Raw genomic sequence first — 25,379 nt, 5'->3', positions numbered from 1 at the left:
GGAGCGAGCTTGCTCGCGAACAGCCCCGCTGTGAGCCTGGGTTCGCGAGCAAGCTCGCTCCTACAGAAAGCAACCGGCCTCATGGCCGGTTTTTTCTTGCTTGTGCAAGTCGTAGGATTGCGCCTTCCCCTTCAGCAGGACCGCCCCGATGACGCCTCCCGCCTTGTTGATCATCGACCAGCAGAAAGGCATGCGTGACAGCCCCGAGCCGCGCAACAACCCGCAGGCCGAGCAGCGCATCGGCGAGCTGCTGGCCGCCTGGCGCCGGCAGGGTTGGCCGCTGGTGCATGTCCGCCACCTCTCGCGCACGCCGGGCTCACCGTTCTGGCCTGGGCAGCCGGGCGCCGAGTTCCAGGAGGCGCTGGCGCCGCTGGACCACGAACACGTGGTGGAGAAGAACGTCCCCGACGCTTTCATCCACAGCGGCCTGGAGCGTTGGCTGCGTGTGCGCGGTATCGAGACGGTGGTGATCTGCGGCGTCAGCACCAACAACTCGGTGGAGGCTACGGCGCGTACGGCGGGCAATCTCGGCTTCGCCACACAGGTAGTGGCAGACGCCTGTTTCGCCTTCGCCAAGCCCGATTTCAACGGCCTGCAGCGCAGCGCCGAGGAGGTCCACGCCATGTCCCTGGCCAACCTGCAGGGCGAGTACGCCCAGGTGCTGGACACGAACAGGGTGCTGCAACAGCTGTCCATTGGCTGAATCCTTGCCGACCGGCCGTCACTCCTGTGCATCCGTGCAATTGAAGGAAGTCGGTTTTTCCGGTATTTCCCCTGAAATTCCTACACAAGAATCAGCCTCGGCATCTTGTGTGGTGAAAAAATAGGGCGTAATTTTCACGCGCGTTTCATCAGTGTCAGGATAACCACTCTTATCAGCCGCCAACCCCCCAGGAATCACCCCTGCATGTCGTTGCACATCTGCATTCTGGAAACCGACATCCTCCGCCCCGAACTCATCGATCAGTACAAGGGCTATGGCTGGATGTTCCAGCAACTGTTCGCCAAGCAACCCGTTCCGGCCGAGTTCACGGTCTACAACGTGGTGGAAGGGCATTACCCGCCCGAAGATGAGAAGTTCGACGCGTACCTGGTGACCGGCAGCAAGGCGGATTCGTTCGGCACTGATCCCTGGATCCAGACCCTCAAGGACTACGTGCTCAAGCTCTACGAGCGCGGCGACAAGCTGCTGGGCGTGTGCTTCGGCCACCAGCTGCTGGCGCTGGTGCTGGGCGGCAAGACCGAGCGCGCGAGCCAGGGCTGGGGCGTGGGTATCCACGACTACCGCATCGAAGAGCAGCCGCAGTGGATGAGCCCGTCGCTGGGCGATGGCCTGACCCTGCTGGTCAGCCACCAGGACCAGGTCACCGAGCTGCCCCACGGCGCGCGCCGCATCGCCTCCAGCGACTTCTGCCCGAACGCCGCCTATGCCATCGGCGACCAGGTGCTGTGCTTCCAGGGCCACCCGGAGTTCCAGAGCGACTACTCCCAGGCGATCCTCGAACTGCGCAAGCACATCTTCAGCGAGCCGGTGTTCCAGTCCGGCATCGACAGCCTCGCGCGCCCGCACCAGGGTGCGGTCGTCGGCGAATGGATGATGCGCTTCGTCCAGCAGGGGCGTGACGAGAAGAACAAGGCCGAGAAGAAGAGCGCGGCCTGAGTCCTGCCGTGCTGACTGAAAACGCCGCTCATTCGAGCGGCGTTTTCGTTTGTGCCCCTCGGGCGGTGTTACGGGGGAGATGGGTGCGAGTTCGGGCCGATCGCGGACGGAGTCCGCTCCTACGCTAGCCGGCGGGTTTAGGAGCAACTGTCTTCTTCTGAAAATCCTTGCCGGGGTTCCCTCTCCCTAACCCTCTCCCTGAAGGGAGAGGGGACCGTATGGTGCAGGTTGAAACCAAAGCGTCAGCCGGCACGTGCGGCTCCCTCTCCCTTCAGGGAGAGGGCGGGGGAGAGGGTCGCCCATCGCTCAGGAGCGTCATGTAGGAGTGGACTCTGTCCGCGATTGCCTCCCGGCCCGTACGGGCTTAGAGCCAGTCGGCCTGCTTGAAGCTGACGTACAGCCCGACGCACCCCAGCGCCAGCAGCCCCATGATCAGGAAGTAGCCGTAGTGCCAGTGCAGTTCCGGGATGTACTCGAAGTTCATCCCGTAGATGCCGGCCACGGCGGTGGGGAAGGCGAGGATCGCTGCCCAGGCGGCGAACTTGCGCTGCACCACGCTCTGCCGGGATGACTCCAGCGCCAGGCCGACCTCGATGGTCTGGCTGGCCACGTCGCGCAGGGTGGTGAGGTCTTCCAGCAGGCGGTTCACATGGATCGCCACGTCGCGGRARTACGGGCGCATCTGCTTGTCGATAAAGGGGAAGTCCAGGCGCTGCAGTTCCTGGCAGATTTCCACCATCGGCGCGGCGTAGTGCTTGAGTTTGAGCACCTCGCGGCGCAGGCCGTAGATCTTCTCGATCTGCTCCTGGGTCAGCGGCTGGCGCAGCACCTGCTGCTCCACTTGCTCGATTTCCTCACGGATCGCTTCCACCACCGGTTCGTAATTGCTCATCACGAAGTCCAGCAGGGCGTAGAGCACGAAGTCGGTGCCGTGGGCCAGCAGCAGCGGCCGCGCTTCGCAACGCTGACGAACCTGCGAGTAGGACTGGGAGAAGCCATGGCGCGCACTGATGATGTAGCCGATCCCGGCGAACAGATGAGTTTCGACGAACATTAGCCGGCTGTCGGCGCGGATCGGCGAATAGATGACGATGAACAGCGCATCACCGAAGGTTTCCAGCTTCGGCCGGCTGTGCTTTTCCAGGGCGTCGGAGACGGCCAGTTCGTGGAGGTTGAATTGCCGTTGCAGGTTGAACATCTCCTCCGGGGTCGGCTCCTGCAGGCCGGTCCAGACGAAGTGGTCGGGCTGGCAGGCCCAGCGGTAACCGTCCTCCAGGGGGATATCGGAGACCTTGCGACCCTTGCTGTAGACGGCGGAAGCGACGACTCGGCCCATGGTGAAGCCCACCCTGCTGCTGGAAGTGGTGAGGAATCTGGCAGGGGTTGAGTGTTGGACAGCCTGGCGCGATACGCCAGCCGGTGGCTCGCAAGTGCGGCTCAGGAGTGCGGGGTGAGGGCGTCCTGCAAGCCTTGCAGTGCGACGGGTACGGCCTGGTTGAAGCGCTGGAACAGTCCGGTGCGGTCGACGTTGTCCACCGGAACCCGGTGCGCTGCGTCGTAGCCGGCACCCAGGGCGGTGATCACCAGGATCACGATGGTGTACAGGCCCAGGGCGGCGAGGGCGCCGTTGCGGGCGTAGCGGTGGGCTTGGCGATTCATGCTGGCGACTCGGGCTCGGGGAAGTGATGGCCCAGTGTCGCTTCGCTCATCCGGCTTGAATAACGATGCCGGTTGGTTCCGGGTATCAGGCAAATTGATGGCTGCCGACGGCGGCGGGACCAGGCGCAGGTTTGCGCAAGGCAGGGGGCTGTCGGGCGATTGCGGGACGGTTGATGGCGGGGCGATGGCGGGTTTCATGTTCGCGTGACCCTCTTCAGGGAGGGGCGGCGGCCGCGGCACAGAGGCTCCAGGGTTGCGTCATCGGTCCGGAAAGGCCCGGCTTCACGCCGGGCTTTTCGCTTCGGGCTCGACTGCATGACGTCACCTGCTGCAGGCGGCTGTCGGGGTGTGAAGGTCTCAGCCCTGCTTGGCGGCGGCTTCGACGTTCACCTGGCTGGCGGATTGCTCGCTCTGCTGCTGTTGCTGGATGGCTGCCTGGGTCAGGTGAACCATGCGGTCCTGCATCAGCGGGGACTCTTCGGCGAAGCTGGCCTGGGCGGCAAAGGCGGTAGCGGCGGCCAGTACGCTGGCGGCGATGATGTTGAGTTTCATGATGAACACCTCCGGTTGGGTTTCTTTGCGTTCATCTATAGGTTAATGCGTAATAATTTTTGAAAAATAGCAAACAGGCTTAATCAGTGTTGCCTTTTTGGTAATAGTGTGGGAATGAAAAAGCCCGGCAGCAGGCCGGGCTTGTTGTCATCTGGCGGTCAGGCCAGGTGGTTCTTGTCCAGCTCGATGGACTTGTCGAGGGTTTCCAGCAGCTGCTTGCGCACCTTCAGCTTGGTGTTGCGGTGGGCAGTCATGTTCAGCTTCTTCAGATGCTGGGCGGCTTCCTGGGCGGCGGCCTGGAGCTGTTCGGCCGGCACCACCTTGTCGAGGAAGCCGGCATCCACGGCGTCGCGCGGGTTGAACATCTCGGCGTTCACCACCGAGCGGGTGAAGGCGGAGCGGCGCAGGCGGTCACGGGCCAGCTCGATGCCGACGTGGTGCATGGTCATGCCGATGGCCACTTCGTTCAGGCCGATCTGGAACGGGCCGTCGACGCCGATGCGGTAGTCCGCCGAGAGCAGGATGAAGGCGCCCTTGGCCACCGCGTGGCCGGTGCAGGCGACGATGACGGGGAACGGGTGGGACAGCATGCGGCGGGCCAGGGTGGAGCCGGCGGCCACCAGGTTCACGGCGTTTTCCGGGCCGGAGGTCATCACCTTGAGGTCGTAGCCGCCGGAGAGGATGCCCGGCTGGCCGGTGACGATGACGATGGCGCGATCCTTCTCCGCTTGGTCCAGGGCCTGGTTGAAGGCCTCGATCACCGCCGGGGAGATGGCGTTCACCTTGCCGTTGTTGAGGGTCAGGGTGGCGATACCGTCTTCGAATTGGTAGCTGATCAGCTCACTCATGGCAGAGAGTCCTGGGTTGGGGGCCGTGGGTTGGAAGTGGCCAGAACATACTGACGCAGGCCAGGTGCGTAAAGCGTTTTGACTGACTGGCTGGTCAGTCTTTGCCGACGAATATCGGGCTATTTCTGTGCGCTATGCACGCAATTTCAGACGCGCCTCGTGGAGAGGTTCCGGGCGTACTGTTAAGCTGCCAGCATCCCGCGCCCTACCTCGCACAATCCAGGATGTGCATCTCCATGTCGAAGATCCTCAAGTGGTCCCTGCTTGCCATCGTCGCGATCGCCGTGATCATCAAGGCGTCGCTCTGGCTGTCCGTGCGCAGCGTAGTGAATGACGCCATTGCCCGCGTCTCGCCGTTCATGGATATCAGCTATGGCGGTATCTCCTCGTCCTTCGACGGCCGGGTCGGCCTGCAGAACGTGGTGATACGCGTGCCCATGGCCAACGACAGCCTGAAGGTCGCCCACGCCCAGTTGAAATTCAACGGCCTGCGCGAGCTGCTGAGCTTCAAGGAGAGCCTGGCCGACGGCAAGCTGCCGGAGCAGATGGCAGTCGACCTGCAGGGCGTCGAGCTGCAGATCCACGGTCCGTTCATGCAGTCGCTGTACTCCCAGCCGGCGGAGAAGAGCGCCTTCACCGCCATGAGCCAGGTGGCCTGTGGCAACGTGCGCAACATCGGCGTCGACGAGCTCCTGCAGATGGGTTATCGCACCCTGGAGTCGAACATCGAGTTCTCCTACAACCGCCAGCCGGGCGCGCAGACGCTGACCTTCGACCTGCGCAGCGACACCCGCGACATGCTCGACATGCACACCAGCATGACCCTGATGAACATCTCCGACCGCCCGGGCGACATGCGCGTGAATCCGCCGCGGGTTTCCCGCGTCACCGTCGAGATGAACGACAACCAGTACCAGCGCCGGGTCGGCGAGTTCTGCCGCGGCAAGCTCGGCCTCGACCAGCAGGCCTACACCGCGCTGTCGCTGGAGCAGTTCGACAAGGCCCTGCGCCAGCAGCGCATCGCCCTCGACAAGCCGGTGCTGGAAGCCTACGGCCGCTACCTGGCCGATCCGCGCTCGCTGCGCATCGAGCTGGCGCCGACCGAGGGCATGGCCTGGGACGGGCTGCAATTTTTCGAGCCGAAAGATGTGATTCAGATGCTGCATCCGACCGTCATAGTGAACCAGCAACCGGTTTCCCCGTTGGGGTTCGCCTGGGTCGATCCGTTGAAGAAAAAAATCACGCCTGAAAGCGATCTTCAACTGGTTTCGGCCCAAGAAACGGTTGAGTCGCAGGCCAGAACGCAGCAATATGAGTTCGTTAGCGTTGAAAGCCTTGCCCAGTACACCGGCAAGCGCCTGCAGTTCATCACGTTCGATGGTGCCTATTACCAGGGTGTGCTGCACAAGGTGGAGAACGGTCGAGCCTACATCACTGTCCTGCTTGGGACCGGCTCGGCGGAAATGTTCCTCCGCCTGAACAAGATCAATCAGGTGCGGGTCATGTTGTGAGGCCCCCGGAAGGAGAGAGCAAGTGAGTGAGTCGTTGTCCATCCAGCATGATGAAACCAGCCACCAGTTCGTAACGACTGTTGACGGTCATCGCGCCTATCTGGCCTACATGGATCTGGGCAAGCAGACGCTCGATATCTATCGCACTTTCGTTCCGGACAGCCTGCGTGGCCGCGGCATCGCCGCCGCCCTCACCGAGCACGCGCTGCAGTACGCCGAGCGCAAGGGCTACAGCGTCATCCCGTCGTGCTCCTACGTCGAGCGCTACCTGGAACGCCGCCAGCGCCACACCGATACCGCGCTCTGACCTCGGATCGCAGACATGAAAAAGCCCGGCCAATGCCGGGCTTTTTCTTTGGCTCTTCGTAGGAGCGAGCTTGCTCGCGAATTGCCTGACGCTGGCGGAGACTCTGTTCGCGAGCAAGCTCGCTCCTGCAGGTTCAACCCGCGCGGCGGCGGAACAATAAAAAAAGCCGGGCAATCGCCCGGCTTTTTCAATCGTGCCTGAAGCCTCAGCCGCGCTGACGCTTGGGCAGGACTTCCTTGAGCTTGCTGTGCATGCTGCGCACGGCCTTCTCGGTGGTGTCCCAGTCGATGCAGGCGTCGGTGATCGATACGCCGTACTGCAGTTGGCACAGGTCCTTCGGGATCGGCTGCGCGCCCCAGCCCAGGTGGCTTTCCACCATCAGGCCGACGATGGAGTTGTTGCCTTCGGCGATCTGGTTGGCGACGTTGTCCATCACCAGCGGCTGCAGGGCCGGGTCCTTGTTGGAGTTGGCGTGGCTGCAGTCGACCATCACGTTCAGCGGGATCTTCGCCTTGGTCAGTTCCTGCTCGCAGAGCGCGACGCTGACCGAGTCGTAGTTCGGCTTGCCGTTGCCGCCGCGCAGGACCACGTGGCCGTAGCGGTTGCCCTTGGTGGTGACGATGGACACGCCGCCCTGCTGGTTGATACCGAGGAAGCGGTGCGGGCTGGAAACCGACTGCAGCGCGTTGATCGCCACGGTCAGGCTGCCATCGGTGCCGTTCTTGAAGCCGACCGCCGAGGACAGGCCGGAGGCCATCTCGCGGTGGGTCTGGGATTCGGTGGTGCGCGCGCCGATGGCCGACCAGCTGATCAGGTCTTGCAGGTACTGCGGGGAGATCGGGTCGAGCGCCTCGGTGGCGGTGGGCAGGCCCATCTCGGCGAGGTCGCGCAGCAGCTGGCGGCCGATGTGCAGGCCATCCTGGATCTTGAAGGAGTCGTCCAGGTACGGGTCGTTGATCAGGCCCTTCCAGCCAACGGTGGTGCGCGGCTTCTCGAAGTACACGCGCATCACCAGGAACAGCGTGTCGGAGACTTCCGCGGCCAGCACCTTGAGGCGCTCGGCGTATTCATGGGCCGCCTTGATGTCGTGGATCGAGCAGGGGCCGATCACCACGAACAGGCGGTGGTCCTTGCCGTCGAGGATGTCGCGGACGACCTGGCGGCCGTTGGCGACGGTGCGCAGGGCGGCGTCGGTCAGGGGGATTTCGCGCTTGAGCTGCTCCGGCGTGATCAGGGTCTCGTTGGAGGCAACGTTAAGGTCGTCGATCTGTAAATCAGCCATCGTGGTACTCAATCAGGTCACGGGTGCCGGCCGCCAGATATCCCCGTGCGATGGGGCGCAGGCAAAGGTGTCGCTAAGGGGAACCCGAACCTTAACCGTTCAGGCGTCGCCTCGACAATGGCTCGATGCAGGAAAATGCCCGCAATACGGGCATTTGCGCGACTTTCTGCGCGGCGCCGATCAGACCGCGCAAAACAACGGGAAGTCGGCGGCGTTCTGCGCGATCCACTCCAGCGCCAGCTCCTCGAATGGCAGGCTGCTGCCGCTGGCCTGCTCGCGCTGGCGGCGGTACTGCTCGATCTGGCAGACCTGCTCGACCATCCGCGCGCGGAACAGCGTGTCCTCGTCGATGAAGGCGATGCCTACGCGATAGTCGCTGTTCTGCTTGCGGCTCCAGGCCACCACCCCCGGATAGCAGGCAGAATCGCCCAGCAGGGGAATGCGCAGCTCGATGGAGGTGCCACGGCGAAAGCCCCGCGGCGAATTGCACGCGACGCCGCCGAGGCTGATATTGTGCAACCGCTGGCGCGGCAGGAAGGTCTGCTTGCGGATGACCAGCTCGACCGGAAAATCGCAAGGGTGACGCAGGAACTGACGCATGACGGAACGCTCCGACTGCAATCTTTTTAGTGTTGGCGACCTCAGTATAGTGCCGGCGCTGGAGCTGACCGACCTGGACGCCGACCGCCGGCTGCTGGAGCTGCCGGGCGTGTCGTTGCTGGTGTTCACCGGCGAGGGCTGCTCGACCTGTCGTTGGGCGAAGCAGGCGCTGCCGGGCTTTTCCCTGCCTATCGACCGCCTGTGCTGGATCGACGCCGGGCACAGTGGCGGCCTGGTCGAGCGCTATGAAGTCTTCCACTTGCCGTCCCTGTTCCTGGTGCGTGATGGCCGTTTCCTCGGCCCCGTTCACGCGTCGCTGCGCCCCGAACCCCTGACCCAAGCCCTGCGCGAAGCCCTGTCGCGCCCTGCTGAGGAACTGCCTTGAACACTCTGCGAATCGGCATCATCGGAACCGGCGCCATCGGCGGCTTCTACGGCCTGATGCTGGCCCGTGCCGGCCACGACGTGCACTTCCTGCTACGCAGCGAGTATCCCGCCGTCGCACAGAATGGCCTGCGCCTGAACAGCCAGGTGCACGGCGTGCTGAGCCTGTCGCCGGTAAACGCCTACGACGACGTGGCAAAGATGCCGCCCTGCGATTGGCTGCTGGTCGGTGCCAAGACCACCAGCAACGCCGACCTCGCGCCGCTGATCACCCAGGCTGCCGCGCAGGGGGCGAAGGTACTGCTGCTGCAGAACGGCCTCGCTGTGGAAGACGAACTGCGTGCGCTGCTGCCCGAGCACATTCACCTGCTGGGTGGCTTGTGCTTCATCTGCGTGCACCGCGCCGAGCCGGGCGTCATCGAACACCAGGCCTTCGGTGGGGTGAACATCGGCTATCACTCGGGCGCAGCGCAGGACGCCGAGGCGCGCCAAGCGATAGTGGAGGAGGGTGCAGCGCTGTTCCGCAGCGCTGGCCTGGACTCCAATGCCATGGCCAACCTGGAGCAGGCGCGCTGGCAGAAGCTGGTGTGGAACATTCCCTACAACGGCCTTTCCGTGCTGCTCGACAGTGGCACGCGGGCGATCATGGACAACCCCGACAGCCGCGCCCTGGTGGCCGAGCTGATGGAGGAAGTCATCGCCGGTGCCGCCGCCTGTGGCCACTCGCTGCCCCCGGGCATAGTCGGCGCGATGCTCAGCTCCACCGATGCCATGCCCGACTACCTGCCCAGCATGTACCATGACTTTGCCCAGCGCCGACCGCTGGAGCTGGGCGCGATCTACGCCGCGCCGCTGGAAGCGGCGCGCAAGGCCGGGCGCGAGCTGCCGAAGATCGAGGCGCTGTACCGCGCGTTGCGTTTCATCGACGCACGCAACCAGGCTCGCTGAGCCGCAGACCGGGGGACGGGCATGGCCAAAGGGCTGGGCGACAAGCTGGTGGTGGCGATTTCCTCGCGGGCGCTGTTCGACCTGCGGGAAAGCCATCAGATCTATGAAAGCGAAGGCGTCGAAGCCTATCGCCAGTACCAGATCGACCGCGAGGACGAAGTCCTGCCGCCGGGCGACGCCTTTGCCCTGGTGCAGAAGCTGCTTGCCCTCAACGGCGGCACCGACAGCGCGCCGGTGGAGGTTGTGCTGGTCTCGCGCAACAGCGCCGACACCGGCCTGCGCGTGTTCAATTCGATCCAGCACTACGGCCTGGACATCTCCCGCGCTGCCTTCGTCGGTGGCCGCAGTCCTTACCCGTACCTCAAGGCGTTCAACTGCCACCTGTTCCTCTCCACCCACATCGACGACGTGCGCAGCGCGCTGGATGCCGGCTTCGCCGCAGCGACCATCCTTTCCGGCGGCACCCGCCGCGAGGCCAACGGTGAGCTGCGCTTCGCCTTCGACGGCGATGCGGTGCTGTTCTCCGACGCTGCCGAGCGGGTTTTCCAGCAGGGCGGTCTTGAGGCCTTCCAGACCCACGAGCGCGAGTCCGCCCGCGAGCCGTTGGGTGGTGGACCGTTCAAGCCGTTCCTGGCGGCGCTCAACCGGGTGCAGCAGGCCTTCCCGCAGGAGTCCTGCCCGATCCGTACCGCGCTGGTCACTGCACGTTCCGCGCCGGCCCACGAGCGGGTGATCCGCACCCTGCGCGAGTGGAACATCCGCCTGGACGAGTCGCTGTTCCTCGGCGGCCTGGACAAGGCGGATTTCCTCGAAGCCTTCGCCGCCGACGTATTCTTCGACGACCAGCCGGGGCATTGCGAGAAGGCCCGTGAGGTGGTGGCGACCGGCCATGTTCCCCATGGCGTGAGCAACGAGCAGAAAGTCCGCGGATAGCCGCCTGGCCGCGACTTCCGGCCACCTGGGAGCGATTCCCGTTCTCCTGCTACGCTGCTGGATAGGCCCCGCCGCGCAGGCAGTCGAGGAGGCCGCATGATTCGATCGATTCTTTACGCCACCGACCTTGGCCTTTACGCCCCCTACGTCCTGCAACACGCACTTTCCCTGGCCCGCGCGTACAACGCCGAGCTCTACGTGGTGCACGCGGTCGAGCCGCTGGGGTTGTTCGCCGATTCGGTGCTGCAGACCTACCTGGACGAAGACACCCTCAAGGAGATGCGCACCCATGGCCTGGCGAACGTCATGGGCAGCATCGAGCAACGGGTGATGGAAGGCTTTCGCGACGAACTGGGGGAGGCGCGCCAGGATTCCGAGTTGATCCGTTCGGTGCGCGTGGTGCAGGGCGACCCGCCGATGGTGATCCTCGATGAGGCGCGGCGCCTGGCGGTGGACATCATCGTGGTCGGCAGCCACAGCCATGGGGAAGGGCTGAACACGCCACTGGGGCGCACCTCGGGGCGCCTGGTGCAGCTGGCCGAAGTGCCGGTCTACCTGGTGCCGATGCTGCAGCACCGCTGAAGGGCTATATGACGATCTGGCAGGCAAGCCCGGAATTTCCGTAAGGCTTTAGACGAATGGCATGCAGGGCGAAAAAAAACGTCTAGTTTTATTCCTTAAACCATTAATATGGTTATAAAACGAAAGCCCCTGATCGCGGGACGCGACATTCATTTCGAGGAAAGTCCATGAAGCTTCAGCAACTGCGCTATATCTGGGAAGTGGCGCACCACGATCTGAACGTCTCGGCCACCGCCCAAAGCCTGTACACCTCGCAACCCGGCATCAGCAAGCAGATCCGCCTGCTCGAAGACGAACTGGGCGTCGAGGTCTTTGCCCGCAGCGGCAAGCACCTGACTCGCGTCACCCCGGCCGGCGAGCGCATCATCACCACCGCCGGCGAGATCCTGCGCAAGGTCGAGAGCATCAAGCAGATCGCCCAGGAATTCTCCAACGAAAAGAAGGGCACGCTGTCCATCGCCACCACCCACACCCAGGCGCGCTATGCATTGCCTGGCGTGATCAGCGGCTTCATCAAGCAGTACCCGGACGTCTCCCTGCACATGCATCAGGGCACGCCGATGCAGATCGCCGAGATGGCCGCCGACGGCACCGTCGATTTCGCCATCGCCACCGAGGCGCTGGAGCTGTTCGGTGACCTGATCATGATGCCGTGCTACCGCTGGAACCGCTGCGTGATCGTGCCCCAGGGGCACCCGCTGACCAAGGTGCCGAAGCTGACCCTGGAGCTGCTCGCCGAGCAGCCCATCGTTACCTACGTGTTCGGCTTCACCGGCCGTTCCAAGCTCGACGAAGCCTTCAACCAGCGCGGCCTGGTACCGAAAGTGGTGTTCACCGCCGCCGACGCCGACGTGATCAAGACCTACGTGCGCCTGGGCCTGGGCGTCGGCATCGTCGCCCACATGGCGGTCGACCCGAAGCTCGACAGCGACCTGGTGATGCTCGACGCCAGCCACCTGTTCGAGTCCAGCGTGACCAAGATCGGTTTCCGTCGCGGCACCTTCCTGCGCGGCTTCATGTGCGACTTCATCGAGAAGTTCGCCCCGCACCTGACCCGCGACCTGCTGGCCAAGGCCGTGCAGTGCCACAACAAGACCGAGCTGGACGAACTGTTCGACGGCATCGAACTGCCGGTCTACTGATCGCGCCACGCAGCAGAAAAAAGCCCGGCCGATGCCGGGCTTTTTCATGTCTGACTTCAGTGGATACGCCAGCGCAGCAACAGCAGGGCGACGAAGGCCAGCGCCGCGCCGACGAGGAAGGTCCAACTGGCGCCGAGGCTCTGCCACAGCCAGCCGGCCAGTACGCTGGCCAGCAGCATGGCCAGGCCGCTGGCGAGGTTGAACACGCCGAACGCAGTGCCCTTGAGGTCGGCCAGCGTGGTGTCGGCGATCAGCGTCGCCAGCAGGCCCTGGGTGAAGCCCATGTGTAGGCCCCAGAGTGCCACGCCGAGCAGCAGCCCGGCGGTCGAATCGGTCCAGGCCAGCAGCAGGTCGGCGGCCACCAGCAGGAGCATGCCGATGGCCAGCAGGCCGGTGCGGTCGGTGCGGTCCGACCACCAGCCCACCGGGTAGGCCGAGAGCATGAACAGCAGGGCCATTACCACCATGACCAGCGGCGTCCAGGCCGTGGGCAGGCCGATGTCATGGGCGCGCAGCACCAGGAAGGCTTCGCTGAAGCGGGCGAGGGTGAATACCGCGCCGATGCCGACCACCCACCAGTAGCGGGCCGGGAAGCTGCGCAGCGCATCGCCGTGGATTGGCGAGCGGAAACGCTGAGTGCCTTCGGCGGCTTCCGGCTCCTTGACGAAGAACAGGATGGCCAGCACCGCCAGAGCAGCGGGAATGCAGGCGAACCAGAACACCAGCGGCAGGTTGTTGCCCAGCCAGAGCATCAGCGCGATGGCCAGCAGCGGGCCGGCGAAGGCGCCGACGGTATCCATGGACTGGCGCAGGCCAAAGCAGGCGCCACGGATCGACGGTGGCGCGACGTCGGCGATCAGCGCGTCCCGCGGAGCTCCGCGGATGCCCTTGCCGATACGGTCGAGCAGACGTGCGGCAAAGATCGTCTCGGCGGAACTGGCCAGCGGGAACAGCGGCTTGGACAGCGCCGCCAGGCCATAGCCGAACAGCACCAGGCCCTTGCGCCGGCCGAGGAAGTCGCTGATGGCGCCGGAGAACACCTTGACGATCAGTGCGGTGGCTTCGGCGATACCTTCGATCAGCCCCACCATCACCATGCTCAGCCCGAGGCTGCCGACCAGGAACAGTGGCAGCAGGCTGTGCAGCAGTTCTGAGGAAACATCCATGAACAGGCTGACGAAACCCAGCGCCCAGACGGTGCCGGGAATGCGAGGACGAGTGCGATCCGAGCCGTCGGCCATGGGGAAACGTCCTTGTGCATCAGGGGAGGGGGAAACAGTCTGGCCGATCGGCCATCAAGAAAGCGTCAAGTGCGACGCTTGCAGCCCGGCTGCTTACAAGCGATCCAGGTCGTCGCGCTGGGCCAGTTCGGCCAGGGCTTCGCGGGAGTCCAGCGGCAGTTCGCCACGGCCTTCGAGCACTTCGTGGAGGAAGCTCATGAACACCGTGTAGACGACCTCGCGGCCATCATCATGGCGGACGACGAAGAACGGCGCGGTGTCCACGCCGTACTGTGCAGCGACCAGCCAGCCGGTGCTGGCGGGGTTGCGCTCGTCGGCGACCAGGGTGCGGTCGATGCGCTCCAGGTAACCGCCCTTGGCCAGGCGTTCATGGACTTCGCGGCATTTGCGGCAGTCCTGGCCATCGGCCAGGACTTTCTTCACCAGGGTGATGCGCATGGGATCGGCTCCGCCGCAGGCATGCAGGCGTCCGATCCTGGCTGCGGGCTGACTAAGAAGTTTCCGTCAGCCAAAGGGTAAGGCGTCAGGCCTTGCTGATCAAATTGCCGGCGTGCAGGCCGCATTCCTTCTGCGTGGCTTCTTCCCACCACCAGCGGCCTTCGCGCTCGTGCTGGTTGGGCAGCACGGGGCGGGTGCAGGGCTCGCAACCGATGCTGATGAAGCCGCGCTCGTGCAGGCTGTTGTAGGGGATTTCCAGCATGCGGATGTAGGCCCAGACGTCCTCGCTGCTCATGTTGGCCAGCGGGTTGAACTTGTACAGCGGCTTGTCCGGGGTGGAGAAGGCGCCGTCCACTTCGACCACGGCGACCTGGCTGCGGGTGCCGGGGCTCTGGTCCTTGCGCTGGCCGGTGGCCCAGGCGCTGACGGTGGACAGCTTGCGCTTGAGCGGCTCGATCTTGCGGATGCCGCAGCACTCGCCGTGGCCGTCCTTGAAGAAGCTGTACAGGCCCTTTTCCTTGACGAAGGGTTCCAGCAGGCGCGGGTCCGGGGTCATCACCTCGATGGCGATGCCGTAGTGCTCGCGGACCTGCTCGATGAAGCGGTAGGTTTCCGGGTGCAGGCGGCCGGTGTCCAGGCTGAACACCTTGACGTTCTTGTTGAGCTTCCAGGCCATGTCCACCAGCACCACATCCTCGGCGCCGCTGAAGGAAATCCACAGGTCGTCGCCGAAGTGTTCGAAGGCGAGCTTCAGAACATCCTGCGGGGATTTGTTGGCATAGCTCGCGGCGATTTCCGCGATATCGAACGGATGGCTCATCAGGCGGTATTCCTAGTTTTATTGGCGCAGGGCGCTCTGTGGGCGCGATGGTAGCAAAGAGGCGGATATGCCCCTAAATAACCATCAGGAAGGTGGACTGTGGTGTTTGGGTATAAGTGGCGCGTTGCGCCGCCCCGAGCGAGCGGCTAGAGTGCCGCCTCTCAAGTCAAACCTGCGGGGAAATCGTTCGTGGAAATCGCCTGTCTCGACCTGGAAGGGGTTCTGGTTCCGGAAATCTGGATCGCCTTCGCTGAAAAAACCGGTATCGAAGCGCTCAAGGCGACGACTCGCGATATTCCGGATTACGACGTGCTGATGAAGCAGCGTCTGCGCATCCTCGACGAGCACGGCCTGAAGCTGTCCGACATCCAGGAAGTGATCGCCACCCTGAAGCCGCTGGAAGGCGCGGTGGAGTTCGTCGACTGGCTGCGCGAGCGCTTCCAGGTGGTGATCCTCTCTGACACCTTCTACGAGTTCTCCCAGCCGCTGATGCGCCAGCTCGGTTTCCCGACCCTGCTGTGCCACAAGCTGATCACCGACGAGACCGATCGCGTCGTCAGCTACCAGCTGCGCCAGAAGGATCCGAAGCGCCAGTCGGTCATCGCCTTCAAGAGCCTGTACTACCGCGTGATTGCCGCTGGCGACTCGTACAACGACACCACCATGCTCTCCGAGGCCCACGCTGGCATCCTGTTCCACGCGCCGGATAACGTGATTCGCGAGTTCCCGCAGTTCCCGGCGGTGCACACCTATGAGGACCTGAAGCAGGAATTCCTCAAGGCGTCCAACCGCCCGCTCAGCCTGTAAGACTGGCTGTGACGAAAAAGCCCCGCAGATGCGGGGCTTTTTCTTTTCCGCGCTTCGTTTGCGGGCTTCTTGTAGGAGCGGATCTTATCCGCGAACCGGCCGACAGGCCGGCCTGACAGACTTCGCGGACAAGGTCCGCTCCTACGGAAAACACTCCCCCGCAGCCGCTTTTTGTAGGAGCGAGCTTGCTCGCGAACAGATTCGCCGGCAGCGCCTGAGCTGGGCGGGTTCGCGAGCAAGCTCGCTCCTACAAGGGGCGCTCCAGGCTCAGAGGCTTTCCAGCGTCCGCAGCAGCACGTCCACCTTGGTCAGCGACTCCTCGTACTCTTCTTCCCAGTTCGAGTCGGCGACTATGCCGCCGCCGGCCCAGCAGCTCGCCTGGCCGTCCTTCACCAGTACGGTGCGGATGGCGATTGAGCTGTCCATCTCGCCGCGCACGTCGAGGTAGAGCAGGCTGCCGCAGTAGATGCTGCGCTGGGTCGGTTCCAGCTCGTCGATGATCTGCATGGCACGCACCTTGGGTGCGCCGGTGATGGAGCCACCGGGGAAGCTGCCTTCGAGCAGGTCCAGTGCGTCCTTGCCGGCCGCCAGTTCGCCACGCACGCTGCTGACCAGATGGTGGACATTGGGGTAGGTCTCCACCGCGAACAGCTCGGGCACGCGCACGCTGCCGGGGTGGCAGCTGCGGCCCAGGTCGTTGCGCAGCAGGTCGACGATCATCAGGTTTTCGGCGCGGTCCTTCTCGCTGGCGAGCAGGGCGTCGGCGTTGGCCTGGTCGGCGTCGGGAGTTTCGCCACGCGGGCGGGTGCCCTTGATCGGGCGGGTTTCCACCTGGCCGCCGTGGAGCTGGATGAAGCGCTCCGGCGACAGGCTGAGGACAGCGCCTTCAGGCAGTTCCAGGTAACCAGCAAAAGGCGTAGGGCAGGCCTCGCGCAGCGCCCGGTAGGCCAGCCACGGCGAGCCGCTGCAGGGCGCGCGGAAGCGCTGGGTGTAGTTCACCTGGTAGCAGTCGCCGGCCAGGATGTAGCCGTGCACGCGCTCCAGCGCATCGCGGTACTGCTCGCGGCTGAGGTCAGGGCGGAACGCTGTGGCAAGGCGGAAGGGTGGCAACGCCTGATCATCGCCAGTGCCTGCGTCAGCACCCTCGAACAGCGCGATCAGCCGCTGCCGTTCGCCCTGCGCCAGGGCCGGGTGGAACACCAGCTGGCTGCTGCGTTCGTCGTGATCGCTGACCAGCGCCCAGGCATACAGGCCCAGGCGCGCATCGGGCAGGTCAAGGTCGTCGTGGTTCGGAGCGGGCAGGCGCTCGATGCGCCGGCCGAAGTCATATCCGAGATACCCGATCATTCCGCCGACGAATGGCACTTTGCGATTGCCGGGCACTCTTGCTTCGCCCAGGCTCTGCAACGCGGTACGCACGCGAGCAAAAAAGCTCTTGGCCGATTCGTCGGCGGTCGGTGCCAGTTCTGCCAATGGCCAGGCGCTCAGAAGGTCATAGCGTCCACGTGTGGCAATGGGTCGACCGGCATCCAGGAGGACGGCGCCGGGTGCGCGATGGATCAGGGAGAAGCGTTCACCCGGGTCTTCCTGGTAGGGAAGCGGGTGCAGAAAACAGTCAGGCATGGGTAACAGCGTGCAGGGAAATGGGGTGATCAGGTCGGCTGAAGTATCGATCCTAGAGCTATTTCTTCAGTTTACGTAGGAAAAGCATTCTGATAAGAAGTGACGAATCCCACGCGGACGATGCTCCGTACCAACAACGATAATGACATAGGGATACAGGCCGTGGATGTAGTGCTCGAGCCCGCAGCCGGCAGCCTTCTGCGCTCCAGATTAACACCCCCTCGGGTGCCTGCTGATTATTTGATTCGTCCCGCGGTCCAGAATGCCCTGGACCGACATCCTTTTGCCTCGATACTGCTGTTCTCCGCACCCGCCGGTTTCGGCAAGACCACCGCGCTGGCGGCGCTCGCCGGTGCCCGTGCCAGCCAGGGCCACAGCGTCGCCTGGCTGTCGCTGGACAATGACGACGACGATCCCGGCCGCTTCTGCCTGAAGCTCATCCAGGCCCTGGCCACCGCCGTGCCCGGGGTTGGCGAGGACGCGCTGGGCTATGTGCGCAACACCATGCGCGTGCCCGTGGTCGCGGTCATGGAAAGCCTGCTGATGGACCTCTCCCGCGACGAGCGCAAGGTCCTGCTGGTACTCGACGACCTGCATGAGATCACCCACCCCGACGTTTTCGCCGGCCTCAATCGCCTGGTGCAATACGCGCCGCCCGGCCTCACCCTGGTCATCGGCAGCCGCTCCCAGCCACCGCTGAACCTCGCCACCTGGCGCGCCAAGGGGCTGCTGCTGGAGGTGGGCCAGGACGAGCTGCGCCTGTCCCGCGATGAAACCCGCGAGTACCTGGCCCGCGATGGCCTGCAACTCGAAGATAGCTGCCTGCAGTCGCTGCACAACCAGACCGAAGGTTGGATGGCGGGGGTACATCTGGTGAGCCTGTGGCTACGCCAGCAGCCCGGTGCTCCCGAAGACCTCAAGCTGCTGAGCAGCGACAAGGCGGCGGTGGGCGACTACCTGCTGCGCGCGGTGTTCGAACGCCTGCCGGCGGACGTGCAGAACGCGCTGCTGTCGCTGGGCATCGCCAACCGCCTGAATGGCGACCTGGCCAACACCCTGACCGGCCGCCAGGACGGCCAGGCGCTGCTGGAGCACCTGGACAGCATGCAGCTGTTCCTCCTGCCGCTGGATCGTGACCGCCAGTGGTACCGCTTCCACCAGCTGTTCGCCGATTTCCTTCGTGCCCGTTTGCGCGAGCGCGACCCGGAGCGTTTCAAGCAGCTGCATTTCAACGCCAGCCTGTGGTTCACCAACCACCACATGCCGACCCTGGCCATCGAGCACGCCTGCCTCGCCGAGGACCCGGAGATGCTCGCCGCGCTGGTGGACGGCTGCGGCCTGGAGCTGATCAACCGCGGCCAGCTCTACCTGATCTCGCGCTGGCGCCGCCACGTGCCGGACGAGATCGCCGAGCGCTACCCGATCCTGGTGCTCAGCGATGTCTGGACCCGTGCCTCGGAGCTCAGCCTGCCCGAAGCCAACCGCATGATCGACGAGCTGCTGGCGCGCTGGGGCGACCACAAGGGCAGCGGCCCGATGGGCGACCAGTATCTCTCGGCGCTGGCGGTGAAGGCTGTACTGGCGCTGCAGAAGGACGACCTGGAGCAGTGCATCACCCTGGCGCGGCGGGTGGAAAGCCAGCTGGGGCAGAACTCCGCCTTCCTCGAAGGTGCCATCCTGCTGATCGCCGCGTTCGCCCAGGTGGTGCGCGGCCAGGCCGAGCAGGCGCGGCGCCTGATGGGCCTGGCGCAGCAGCGCAACCACTTCCTCGACGGCCGCTACCTGCACATGCAGTCCTGCACCATCGAGGTGGTGCTGGCGCTGGAGCAGGGCCAGGTGAAGCAGGCGCAGATGCTCATCGAGCGCGTCCGCGAGCAGGCCATGCCGCTGTTCGACAAACGCTCCCAGGCCCTCGCGCTGCCGGCCATTGCCGAGGCGCTGACGGCCTACTACCGCATCGAGCTGGACGGCCTGGAAGAACGCCTGCGCTGGGCGCTGGGCCGGGTCGACGTGGTCAATCCCATCGATCTCTACGCCCAGGGCATGCAATGCCTGGCGCGCATCCAGCGCCTGCAGGGGCGCGGCAAGGAATCCCTGGCCACCCTCGGGCTGATGCAGACCCTGGCCTCGCGCAACCAGTCCTGGCGCTTCTTCGCCATGGCGGTGGGCGAGGAGATCAACCTGATCCTCCAGGAGACCGCCACCGACCGCTGCAAGCGCGCCGAGCAGCGGCTCAAGGCGATCGACTGGGCAAAGCTGGCCAGCCACTACAAGCACATGCCGTTCAACCCGGTGCTCTGGGTGCAGGGCATCAGCCGCATCCGCCTGCTCCAGGCGCGCGGGCATTTCAGCGAGGCGCTGCACGAGATCACCCAGCTGCGCGGCATGCTCCAGCCGGGCTGGCACGGCCTGCAACGGCTGCGCCTGGACCTGCTGGCGGCGCTGAGCTACCAGCGCCTGGGCTACCAGGAACGCTCCCACAGCCTGCTCGGCCAATGCCTGATCGGCGCCGAGCGGGAAGGGGTGCGGAGCATTTTCATCGAGGAAGGCGAGGGGATTCGCCAGTTGCTCCAGCAGCTGGAATCCACCGAGCGACAACCGGCGCTGCAGGTCTTCATTCGCGCAATGTTGACCGTCTGGCCGGGGCAGGAAGCACGCAGGTTGCCCGAGGTGCTCGAGGAAGGTCTGACCGACCGCGAGCGCGAGGTGGTGTGCCTGGCGGCCCAGGGACTCTCCAACGAGGAGATCGGCCAGCAGCTGTCGCTGGCCCTGGGCACCGTCAAATGGCACCTGCACAACATCTACGAGAAGCTCAAGGTGCGCAATCGGACCCAAGCGATACGCCGTGCCCGCGAGCTGAGTCTGCTCTGACATGACGACCCTGACCACCCTGCCGCAGCAGCCCATGCCGCTGCTGCGCACCAAGCTGTTCCCGCCGCGCACCGACAGCGATTCGCTGCTGCCGCGCCGGGCCCTGATCGACCGCCTCTACGCCAACCGCCAGCAGCGCGTGCTGATCCTCAGTGCGCCGGCCGGCTTCGGCAAGAGCACCATCCTCAGCCTGTTCCGCCAGCGCCTGAAGGCCGACGGCGCCAAGGTCGCCTGGATGTCCTGCGACGAAGGCGACAGTGAGCCGCAACGCCTGGTGCAGTACCTGGTGGCGAGCATCCGCAGCGTCGAGGAGGACTTCGGCGCCAACACCTCCAACCTGCTGCAGTCGGACATGACCCTGCCGCTGGAAGGCATCATCGACGCCTTCCTTTCCGACCTGCGCCGGCTGGAAGGGCCGCTCTACCTGCTGCTCGACGACTTCCACCAGATTCGCCACCCGGCCCTGGCCCACGGTGCGCGCTACCTGATCGAGCACCTGCCGGAAAACATCCGCCTGGTCACCAGCACCCGCTATCGCCCGCGCTTCCTGGTGGACGAGCCGGGCCTGGCGCCCTGGGCGTTCTGCCTCAGCGGCGACGACCTGCGCCTGACCCGCGAGGAAGCCGACACCTTCCTCACCGAGCTCAAGCAGCTTCAGCTCACCGACAGCGAACTGAAGTTGCTGCACCCGAACCGCTGCAGCAGTTCCTCGACCAGACCTCGGTGCTCGACGAATTCTGCGCCGAGCTGTGCAACGCCCTGACCGGTCGCCGCGACGGCCTGGACATGCTGATGCGGCTGCAGAACGAGCAGCTGTTCATCATTCCGCTGGACGACCAGCGCGAGTGGTTCCGCTACCACCACCTGTTCGCCGAATTCCTCCAGGGACGCCTGTCGCGCAACTCCGATCCGACGCCGCTGCTGCATGCGGCGGCGCGCTGGTGCGAGAGCCGCGACATGGCCGACCGTGCGATCAAGTACGCCCTGCGCGCCCGCGACTACGCCTTCGCCGCCGACCTGCTGGAGCGCCAGGGCGCCAAGCTGATCGCCGGCAACCGTGTCTACGGCATCCTCGGCATGCTCGGCAGCATCCCCGCCGAGGTGATCCGCGAGCATCCGGTGTTCCAGATCTTCTATGCCTGGCAGCTGGCCTTCGAGCAGAAGTTCGCCGAGGCCGAGGCGCTGATCGAGGAGCTCAGCGTCCGGCTGCTGCAAGGGCAAGGCAAGGTCCGGCATTTCGGCATGGCCGAACTGCTGGCGGTGGCGCAGGTGCTCAAGGCGCTGGTGCTGCTCTACCAGGACAAGCTGGAAGCCTGCCTGAAGGTGGCGCGCCAGTGGCTGGCGCTGGTGCCGGGCAACCAGCCGGTATTCCGCGCCAGCCTGTCGTGCATCCAGGCCGCTGCCTACGCGCTGCTCGGTGACTATGCAGAGGCCGCCAATGCCATCGGCGTCGCTCGCGAATGCCTGCGCATGGCGGACAGCGAATACCTGCAGGTGGTGGTCAGCATGATCGAATCGCTTATCTGCAAGGAGCGCGGCGAACTGGAGCGCGGCCGCACCATCGCCGAGAGCGCGCGCAGCCGCGTCGAGCGGGTCTTCGGTCGGCGCAGCCGGGTCGGCGGACCGCTGTCCCTGGCCTACGCCGACCTGTTGTATGAGCAGGATCGCCACGCCGCGATCCTCGCCGAATTGCCGCTGGCGACCACCTGGCGCGACGTCGCCACGCCGGTGGAGCTGATCAGCCGCGGCCAGTTGGTGATGGCGCGGGCGCGTTTCTTCGCCGGCGAGGCCGAACAGGGCCTGGCCCAGCTCGACGAATGGCTGGTTGGCCTGCAGTCGCCGGGCTACGAACGGGTGCATGCGCTGGCCATGAGCTGCAAGGTGCAACTGCTGCTGTGGATGCGCCGGCCCAACGAGGCCGAGCGAGTCTGCCTGCAGCTGGCGCGGCACCTGTCCGGGCTCAATGCCGAACGCTACGCCGACGCCCATGCGGCGCTGGTCATGGCCCAGGCGCGCCTGGCGCTTTCCGAGCGTCACGCCGAGCGCGCGCAGCAGGCTCTGGAATCCTGCCTCGCGGGCTTTACCACGCCCTATCAGCGCGACCGGCGGCTGCGTCTTTCGCTGTTACTTTCTGTGGCGTATTGGCAGAAAGGTAACAGCGAAAAAGCCTTCGCCCTGTTCGCCCCAACCCTGGAAGAAGCCTGGAATCTCGGCTACCGCCGGCTGTTCCAGGACGACGCCTTGTGGCTGCTGCCGCTGTGGGAAGCCTGGAAAGCGGCCGAACCCAAGCGTGCGTCGGCCTGGCAGGGGGTGGCCGAACTGCTTCGCGAACAGTGCCGCAGGCTCTCTGTCGATCCAGAAAGTTTCGATGAAAATCAAGATGTTAGCCATCGCGAGCGGGAGATTCTGCGGCTCGTGGCGGCGGGTTTGTCGAACCGGGATATCGCCCAGGCGGTGCACCTGTCGGAGGCCACCATCAAGTGGCATCTGCACAACCTGTTCGCCAAGCTCGGCGTGCGCAGTCGGACCCAGGCAGTACTCAAGGGGAAGAGTCTGGGGTTGTTGAGCGAAGCTTGAGTCAGACGGTGGGTTTTGCGCCATCCCTTGGATGGGCTGGCAGGTTCACGGCGGGTCAGTAGCTTGGAGATCAGGACGCGAAGCTTCGTGCTTCACGAATCCATGCCCACGGCGCCTAGGGAAGAAGCCGTGGGTCTGGAGGATCGGCATCAGCCGGTCAACCTGCAGCGGGGTAGGACGCCCCTTGCAGTGCCTGGGGCAACCCCACCTGAACACTGGAGAGTTATAACAATGAAAATCAAGCAACTGGTTCTTGCAAGCGCAGTTCTGGCCGCTCCGTTCCTGGCACATGCCGACATGAAATCCATGGATGACGCTGCACTGTCCGGTATCACCGGCCAGGATGGCATCAGCATTTCCGGTACCTTCAACGCCTCCATCGGCGCCGTCACCTACAAGGACGCCGACACCGGCGGCGGCTCCCTGGTCCTGCAGGGTATCCACCTGCCCAGCGTGACCATCGCCGACAACGCCCCGATGACCATCGACGTGGTGACCACCAACATCACCCCGACTGGCGGCGGCACCGCTGTTGCTACCCAGCAGCTCGCCATCGGCCTGCCCACCGTGACCGGCGACGTGACCGTCGACGCCGTCAAGGTCGGCACCAACGGCGCGAGCATCGGCTCGCTGACCGTTTCCAACCTGAACCTGGCTGGTTCGACCGTGAAGGTCTGGGGTCACTGATCCCGAGGTTGTAGCGCGGTAACCCTTGCCGGCGCCTGCCGGCAAGGTTCTTCCAGGAATGAAGAGAGAGGGGCTGGATGTTCGAGATTCTGCTGGGAAGCCTGCTGGGCCTGTTCGGTTTTACCCAGGCCGTGGATACCAAGCCGCAACAGCAGGGCACAGTGAACATCTCGCAGCCGCTCACGCCCAACGGCCCGTTCCGCGAATCGGTACAGCTCGAACCGATGAGCCAGGTGCAGTTCCGCAACGTCATCCGCCAGGCCTACGACTACAGCTGCGGCTCGGCGGCGCTGACCACGCTGCTCGACTACTACCTGGGGCGCAACCTCGAAGAACGCCAGGTCATGGAGGGCCTGATCAAGTACGGCGAGGCCGACAAGATCGTCGAACGCCGTGGCTTCTCGCTTCTGGACATGAAGCGCTACGCCGCCGCACTCGGATACAAGAGCGGTGGCTTCCGTGCCGAGTTCTCCGACCTGGACTCGCTCGAACACCCGGCGCTGGTGCCGATCCACTATGCCGGTTTCAAGCATTTCGTCGTGGTCCGTGACGTCTACAACGACCACGTCTTCGTTGCCGATCCCGCCTTGGGCAACATCAGTTTCACCCGCGCCCGTTTCGAGGAAATCTGGGACCAGAACGTGCTCTTCGTGATCTACCCCAGCGGCCAGGAGCCGAAAAATGCCCTGGAGCTGAAGGAGGCCGACATGCGCCTGGTGGACGACCGCACCGTGAGCCTGCTGGCTTTCCGTGAGTTCCCGGAGATGAGCAAGGTGACCCAGAACCAGATTGGCGAAGCCGCCTCGAAGGGGGATGTGCAGCACATCCGGCGCAAGTGATTGCCCGATCGGCCCAGACGAATAAGAACAAGACCAGGGGATAGCGAGATGGATTTGAAGGGGTTTGCGTGCATTGCCGCCCTGGCCTGGCTGGCCAGCTTCGGCGCACAGGCCGAAGAAGCGACGACCGACGACGCGCGCGATGCGTTGGCCAAGAAAGACTCCGACGCCGACAGCGCCAAGGCGCTGGAACAGGTATTCCAGGCCGCCGAGAAGAGCTACACCCTGCTCAAGAAGGGCGAGCGGCAGCTCACCTACGGATTCGACTACACCCTGATGCGCGACACCCGCATCCAGGCCGTGCGCAGCGGTGAAAACGTCTATAGCGTGCTGGCCCAGAGCGAGGCCCAGCACACGTTCACCAACTCGTTCACCTTCGACTACGGCATCTGGGACAACCTGACCTTCAGCATGCGCCTGCCGTTCGTGGCGAAGTACGACACCGAGCGCGACATCCACGCCTACAGCCTGGGTGACATTTCCACGACGCTGCGCTGGCAGCCATGGGCGGCGCGTCGCGGCGCCCCGGTCACCACGCTGTACGCGACCCTCGGCCTGCCCACCGGCGACAGCCCCTACGACACCAACGTGGAGAAGGACGTCTCCACCGGCGCCGGCTACTACAGCCTGGGTGGCGGCGCCAACATGTCCTACGTGATCGACCCGGTCGTGCTCTACGGCTCGCTGGGTTACACCTACAACATGAAGGTCGACAACATCCATCAGAACCAGTACGGCGAAGAGCTGCAGAAGGTGGTGCCGGGCGACACCATCAACTTCGCCATGGGCATGGCCTACGCGCTGTCCTACGACGTGTCGCTGGCCACTTCCTACCAGATGGCCTACTCGTTCAAGAACAAGTACTACTTCAACGACCGCTCGGTGGAGGCGCCGGAGCAGACCAGCGCGATCATGAACTTCTCGCTCGGCCTGCGAACATCACCCGATTACATCGTCAACGTGAACGCCGGTTTCGGTCTGACCGAAGACTCGCCGGATGTACTGCTAGGGCTCTCTCTACCCCTGGATATCCAAGGCCTCAAGGCCCAGTAACCGACGAGCGACCAA

Annotated in this window: 24 protein-coding genes and 1 pseudogene; 15 read left to right on the top strand and 10 right to left on the bottom strand. The window is 64.6% G+C overall.

The window, feature by feature from the left end:
• Positions 1-148: 148 nt before the first annotated feature.
• Entirely contained in the window at positions 149-703 is a 555-nt protein-coding gene (locus QO207_RS16770) for a cysteine hydrolase family protein (RefSeq protein WP_301533474.1), read from the top strand.
• 204 nt (positions 704-907) lie between these two features.
• Positions 908-1,660, top strand: coding sequence for an amidotransferase (locus QO207_RS16765; protein WP_301533473.1), 753 nt, complete (start codon positions 908-910; stop codon positions 1,658-1,660).
• Between the two features lie 364 nt (positions 1,661-2,024).
• Here QO207_RS16765 and QO207_RS16760 read toward each other — a convergent pair whose 3' ends face one another.
• From QO207_RS16760 to QO207_RS16745, 4 genes are all read right to left on the bottom strand, one after another.
• Complete coding sequence (locus QO207_RS16760; protein ID WP_301533472.1) at positions 2,025-2,996, bottom strand: magnesium and cobalt transport protein CorA; 972 nt, start codon at positions 2,994-2,996, stop codon at positions 2,025-2,027.
• Between the two features lie 101 nt (positions 2,997-3,097).
• A complete protein-coding gene (locus QO207_RS16755; RefSeq protein WP_301533471.1) occupies positions 3,098-3,319 on the bottom strand; it encodes a hypothetical protein in 222 nt (73 codons plus the stop codon).
• A gap of 357 nt (positions 3,320-3,676) precedes the next feature.
• A complete protein-coding gene (locus tag QO207_RS16750) occupies positions 3,677-3,871 on the bottom strand; it encodes a hypothetical protein (RefSeq protein WP_301533470.1) in 195 nt (64 codons plus the stop codon).
• 158 nt (positions 3,872-4,029) lie between these two features.
• Positions 4,030-4,719, bottom strand: coding sequence for a crotonase/enoyl-CoA hydratase family protein (locus QO207_RS16745; RefSeq protein ID WP_301533469.1), 690 nt, complete (start codon positions 4,717-4,719; stop codon positions 4,030-4,032).
• Positions 4,720-4,955: 236 nt separating this feature from the next.
• Between QO207_RS16745 and QO207_RS16740 the strand changes: the two genes are divergently transcribed.
• Together QO207_RS16740 and QO207_RS16735 are read left to right on the top strand one after the other, a co-directional pair.
• Positions 4,956-6,230 carry a hypothetical protein gene (locus QO207_RS16740; protein ID WP_301533468.1) on the top strand — a complete coding sequence of 425 codons (1,275 nt, stop codon included), beginning with the start codon at positions 4,956-4,958 and terminating at the stop codon, positions 6,228-6,230.
• Between the two features lie 22 nt (positions 6,231-6,252).
• Positions 6,253-6,537: a GNAT family N-acetyltransferase gene (locus QO207_RS16735; RefSeq protein ID WP_017516909.1), complete on the top strand. Its 285-nt coding sequence runs from the start codon at positions 6,253-6,255 to the stop codon at positions 6,535-6,537.
• A gap of 205 nt (positions 6,538-6,742) precedes the next feature.
• Here QO207_RS16735 and QO207_RS16730 read toward each other — a convergent pair whose 3' ends face one another.
• The gene (locus QO207_RS16730; RefSeq protein ID WP_301533467.1) at positions 6,743-7,819 is read right to left on the bottom strand and encodes a 3-deoxy-7-phosphoheptulonate synthase; all 1,077 of its coding nucleotides are present in this window, start codon (positions 7,817-7,819) and stop codon (positions 6,743-6,745) included.
• A 180-nt stretch (positions 7,820-7,999) separates the two neighbouring features.
• Entirely contained in the window at positions 8,000-8,419 is a 420-nt protein-coding gene (locus QO207_RS16725) for a PilZ domain-containing protein (RefSeq protein ID WP_301533466.1), read from the bottom strand.
• Here QO207_RS16725 and QO207_RS16720 point away from each other — a divergent pair.
• The 5 genes from QO207_RS16720 (at position 8,418) to cysB (ending at position 12,408) form a co-directional block, all read left to right on the top strand.
• Positions 8,418-8,804, top strand: a complete 387-nt coding sequence (locus tag QO207_RS16720; protein WP_301533465.1) for a thioredoxin — start codon at positions 8,418-8,420, stop codon at positions 8,802-8,804. The two genes, QO207_RS16725 and QO207_RS16720, sit on opposite strands and share 2 nt — an antisense overlap.
• A 56-nt stretch (positions 8,805-8,860) precedes the next feature.
• Positions 8,861-9,751: a putative 2-dehydropantoate 2-reductase gene (locus QO207_RS16715; RefSeq protein ID WP_301533488.1), complete on the top strand. Its 891-nt coding sequence runs from the start codon at positions 8,861-8,863 to the stop codon at positions 9,749-9,751.
• A gap of 21 nt (positions 9,752-9,772) precedes the next feature.
• Positions 9,773-10,684, top strand: a complete 912-nt coding sequence (locus QO207_RS16710) for a 5'-nucleotidase (protein WP_301533464.1) — start codon at positions 9,773-9,775, stop codon at positions 10,682-10,684.
• 96 nt (positions 10,685-10,780) lie between these two features.
• Positions 10,781-11,266 carry a universal stress protein gene (locus QO207_RS16705; protein WP_301533463.1) on the top strand — a complete coding sequence of 162 codons (486 nt, stop codon included), beginning with the start codon at positions 10,781-10,783 and terminating at the stop codon, positions 11,264-11,266.
• Positions 11,267-11,433: 167 nt separating this feature from the next.
• Positions 11,434-12,408 (top strand): HTH-type transcriptional regulator CysB, encoded by a 975-nt coding sequence (gene cysB / locus QO207_RS16700; protein WP_024765699.1) that lies wholly within the window; start codon positions 11,434-11,436, stop codon positions 12,406-12,408.
• 56 nt (positions 12,409-12,464) lie between these two features.
• Here the strand turns inward: cysB and QO207_RS16695 are convergent, their stop codons facing one another.
• The 3 genes from QO207_RS16695 to QO207_RS16685 form a co-directional block, all read right to left on the bottom strand.
• The gene (locus tag QO207_RS16695; protein ID WP_301533462.1) at positions 12,465-13,649 is read right to left on the bottom strand and encodes an MFS transporter; all 1,185 of its coding nucleotides are present in this window, start codon (positions 13,647-13,649) and stop codon (positions 12,465-12,467) included.
• Between the two features lie 93 nt (positions 13,650-13,742).
• Positions 13,743-14,087: a hypothetical protein gene (locus QO207_RS16690; protein ID WP_301533461.1), complete on the bottom strand. Its 345-nt coding sequence runs from the start codon at positions 14,085-14,087 to the stop codon at positions 13,743-13,745.
• An 85-nt stretch (positions 14,088-14,172) separates the two neighbouring features.
• Complete coding sequence (locus QO207_RS16685) at positions 14,173-14,907, bottom strand: phosphoadenylyl-sulfate reductase (RefSeq protein ID WP_301533460.1); 735 nt, start codon at positions 14,905-14,907, stop codon at positions 14,173-14,175.
• Between the two features lie 189 nt (positions 14,908-15,096).
• Between QO207_RS16685 and thrH the strand changes: the two genes are divergently transcribed.
• Positions 15,097-15,714 carry a bifunctional phosphoserine phosphatase/homoserine phosphotransferase ThrH gene (thrH, locus tag QO207_RS16680; RefSeq protein ID WP_301533459.1) on the top strand — a complete coding sequence of 206 codons (618 nt, stop codon included), beginning with the start codon at positions 15,097-15,099 and terminating at the stop codon, positions 15,712-15,714.
• Between the two features lie 267 nt (positions 15,715-15,981).
• Here the strand turns inward: thrH and pabB are convergent, their stop codons facing one another.
• Entirely contained in the window at positions 15,982-17,337 is a 1,356-nt protein-coding gene (gene pabB, locus QO207_RS16675) for an aminodeoxychorismate synthase component I (RefSeq protein ID WP_301533458.1), read from the bottom strand.
• Positions 17,338-17,499: 162 nt separating this feature from the next.
• Here pabB and QO207_RS16670 point away from each other — a divergent pair, with 162 nt between their 5' ends.
• The 5 genes and pseudogenes from QO207_RS16670 to QO207_RS16650 all read left to right on the top strand — a co-directional run bounded on the left by QO207_RS16670 (position 17,500) and on the right by QO207_RS16650 (position 25,364).
• On the top strand, positions 17,500-20,208 hold the full coding sequence (locus tag QO207_RS16670) for a helix-turn-helix transcriptional regulator (RefSeq protein ID WP_301533457.1): 2,709 nt from the start codon (positions 17,500-17,502) through the stop codon (positions 20,206-20,208).
• A 1-nt stretch (position 20,209) separates the two neighbouring features.
• Positions 20,210-22,785 (top strand): annotated as a pseudogene (locus QO207_RS16665) (LuxR C-terminal-related transcriptional regulator).
• 231 nt (positions 22,786-23,016) lie between these two features.
• Entirely contained in the window at positions 23,017-23,472 is a 456-nt protein-coding gene (locus QO207_RS16660) for a DUF6160 family protein (RefSeq protein ID WP_301533456.1), read from the top strand.
• Between the two features lie 77 nt (positions 23,473-23,549).
• Positions 23,550-24,311 carry a C39 family peptidase gene (locus tag QO207_RS16655; protein WP_301533455.1) on the top strand — a complete coding sequence of 254 codons (762 nt, stop codon included), beginning with the start codon at positions 23,550-23,552 and terminating at the stop codon, positions 24,309-24,311.
• Positions 24,312-24,359: 48 nt separating this feature from the next.
• Complete coding sequence (locus QO207_RS16650; RefSeq protein WP_301533454.1) at positions 24,360-25,364, top strand: transporter; 1,005 nt, start codon at positions 24,360-24,362, stop codon at positions 25,362-25,364.
• Positions 25,365-25,379: the final 15 nt, after the last annotated feature.

The sequence above is a fragment of the Pseudomonas sp. CAN1 genome, from assembly GCF_030462585.1.
GTDB lineage: Bacteria > Pseudomonadota > Gammaproteobacteria > Pseudomonadales > Pseudomonadaceae > Pseudomonas.
The sequence above is the reverse complement of the archived record's forward strand: the minus strand, read 5'-3'. Positions and strand labels throughout refer to the sequence as shown.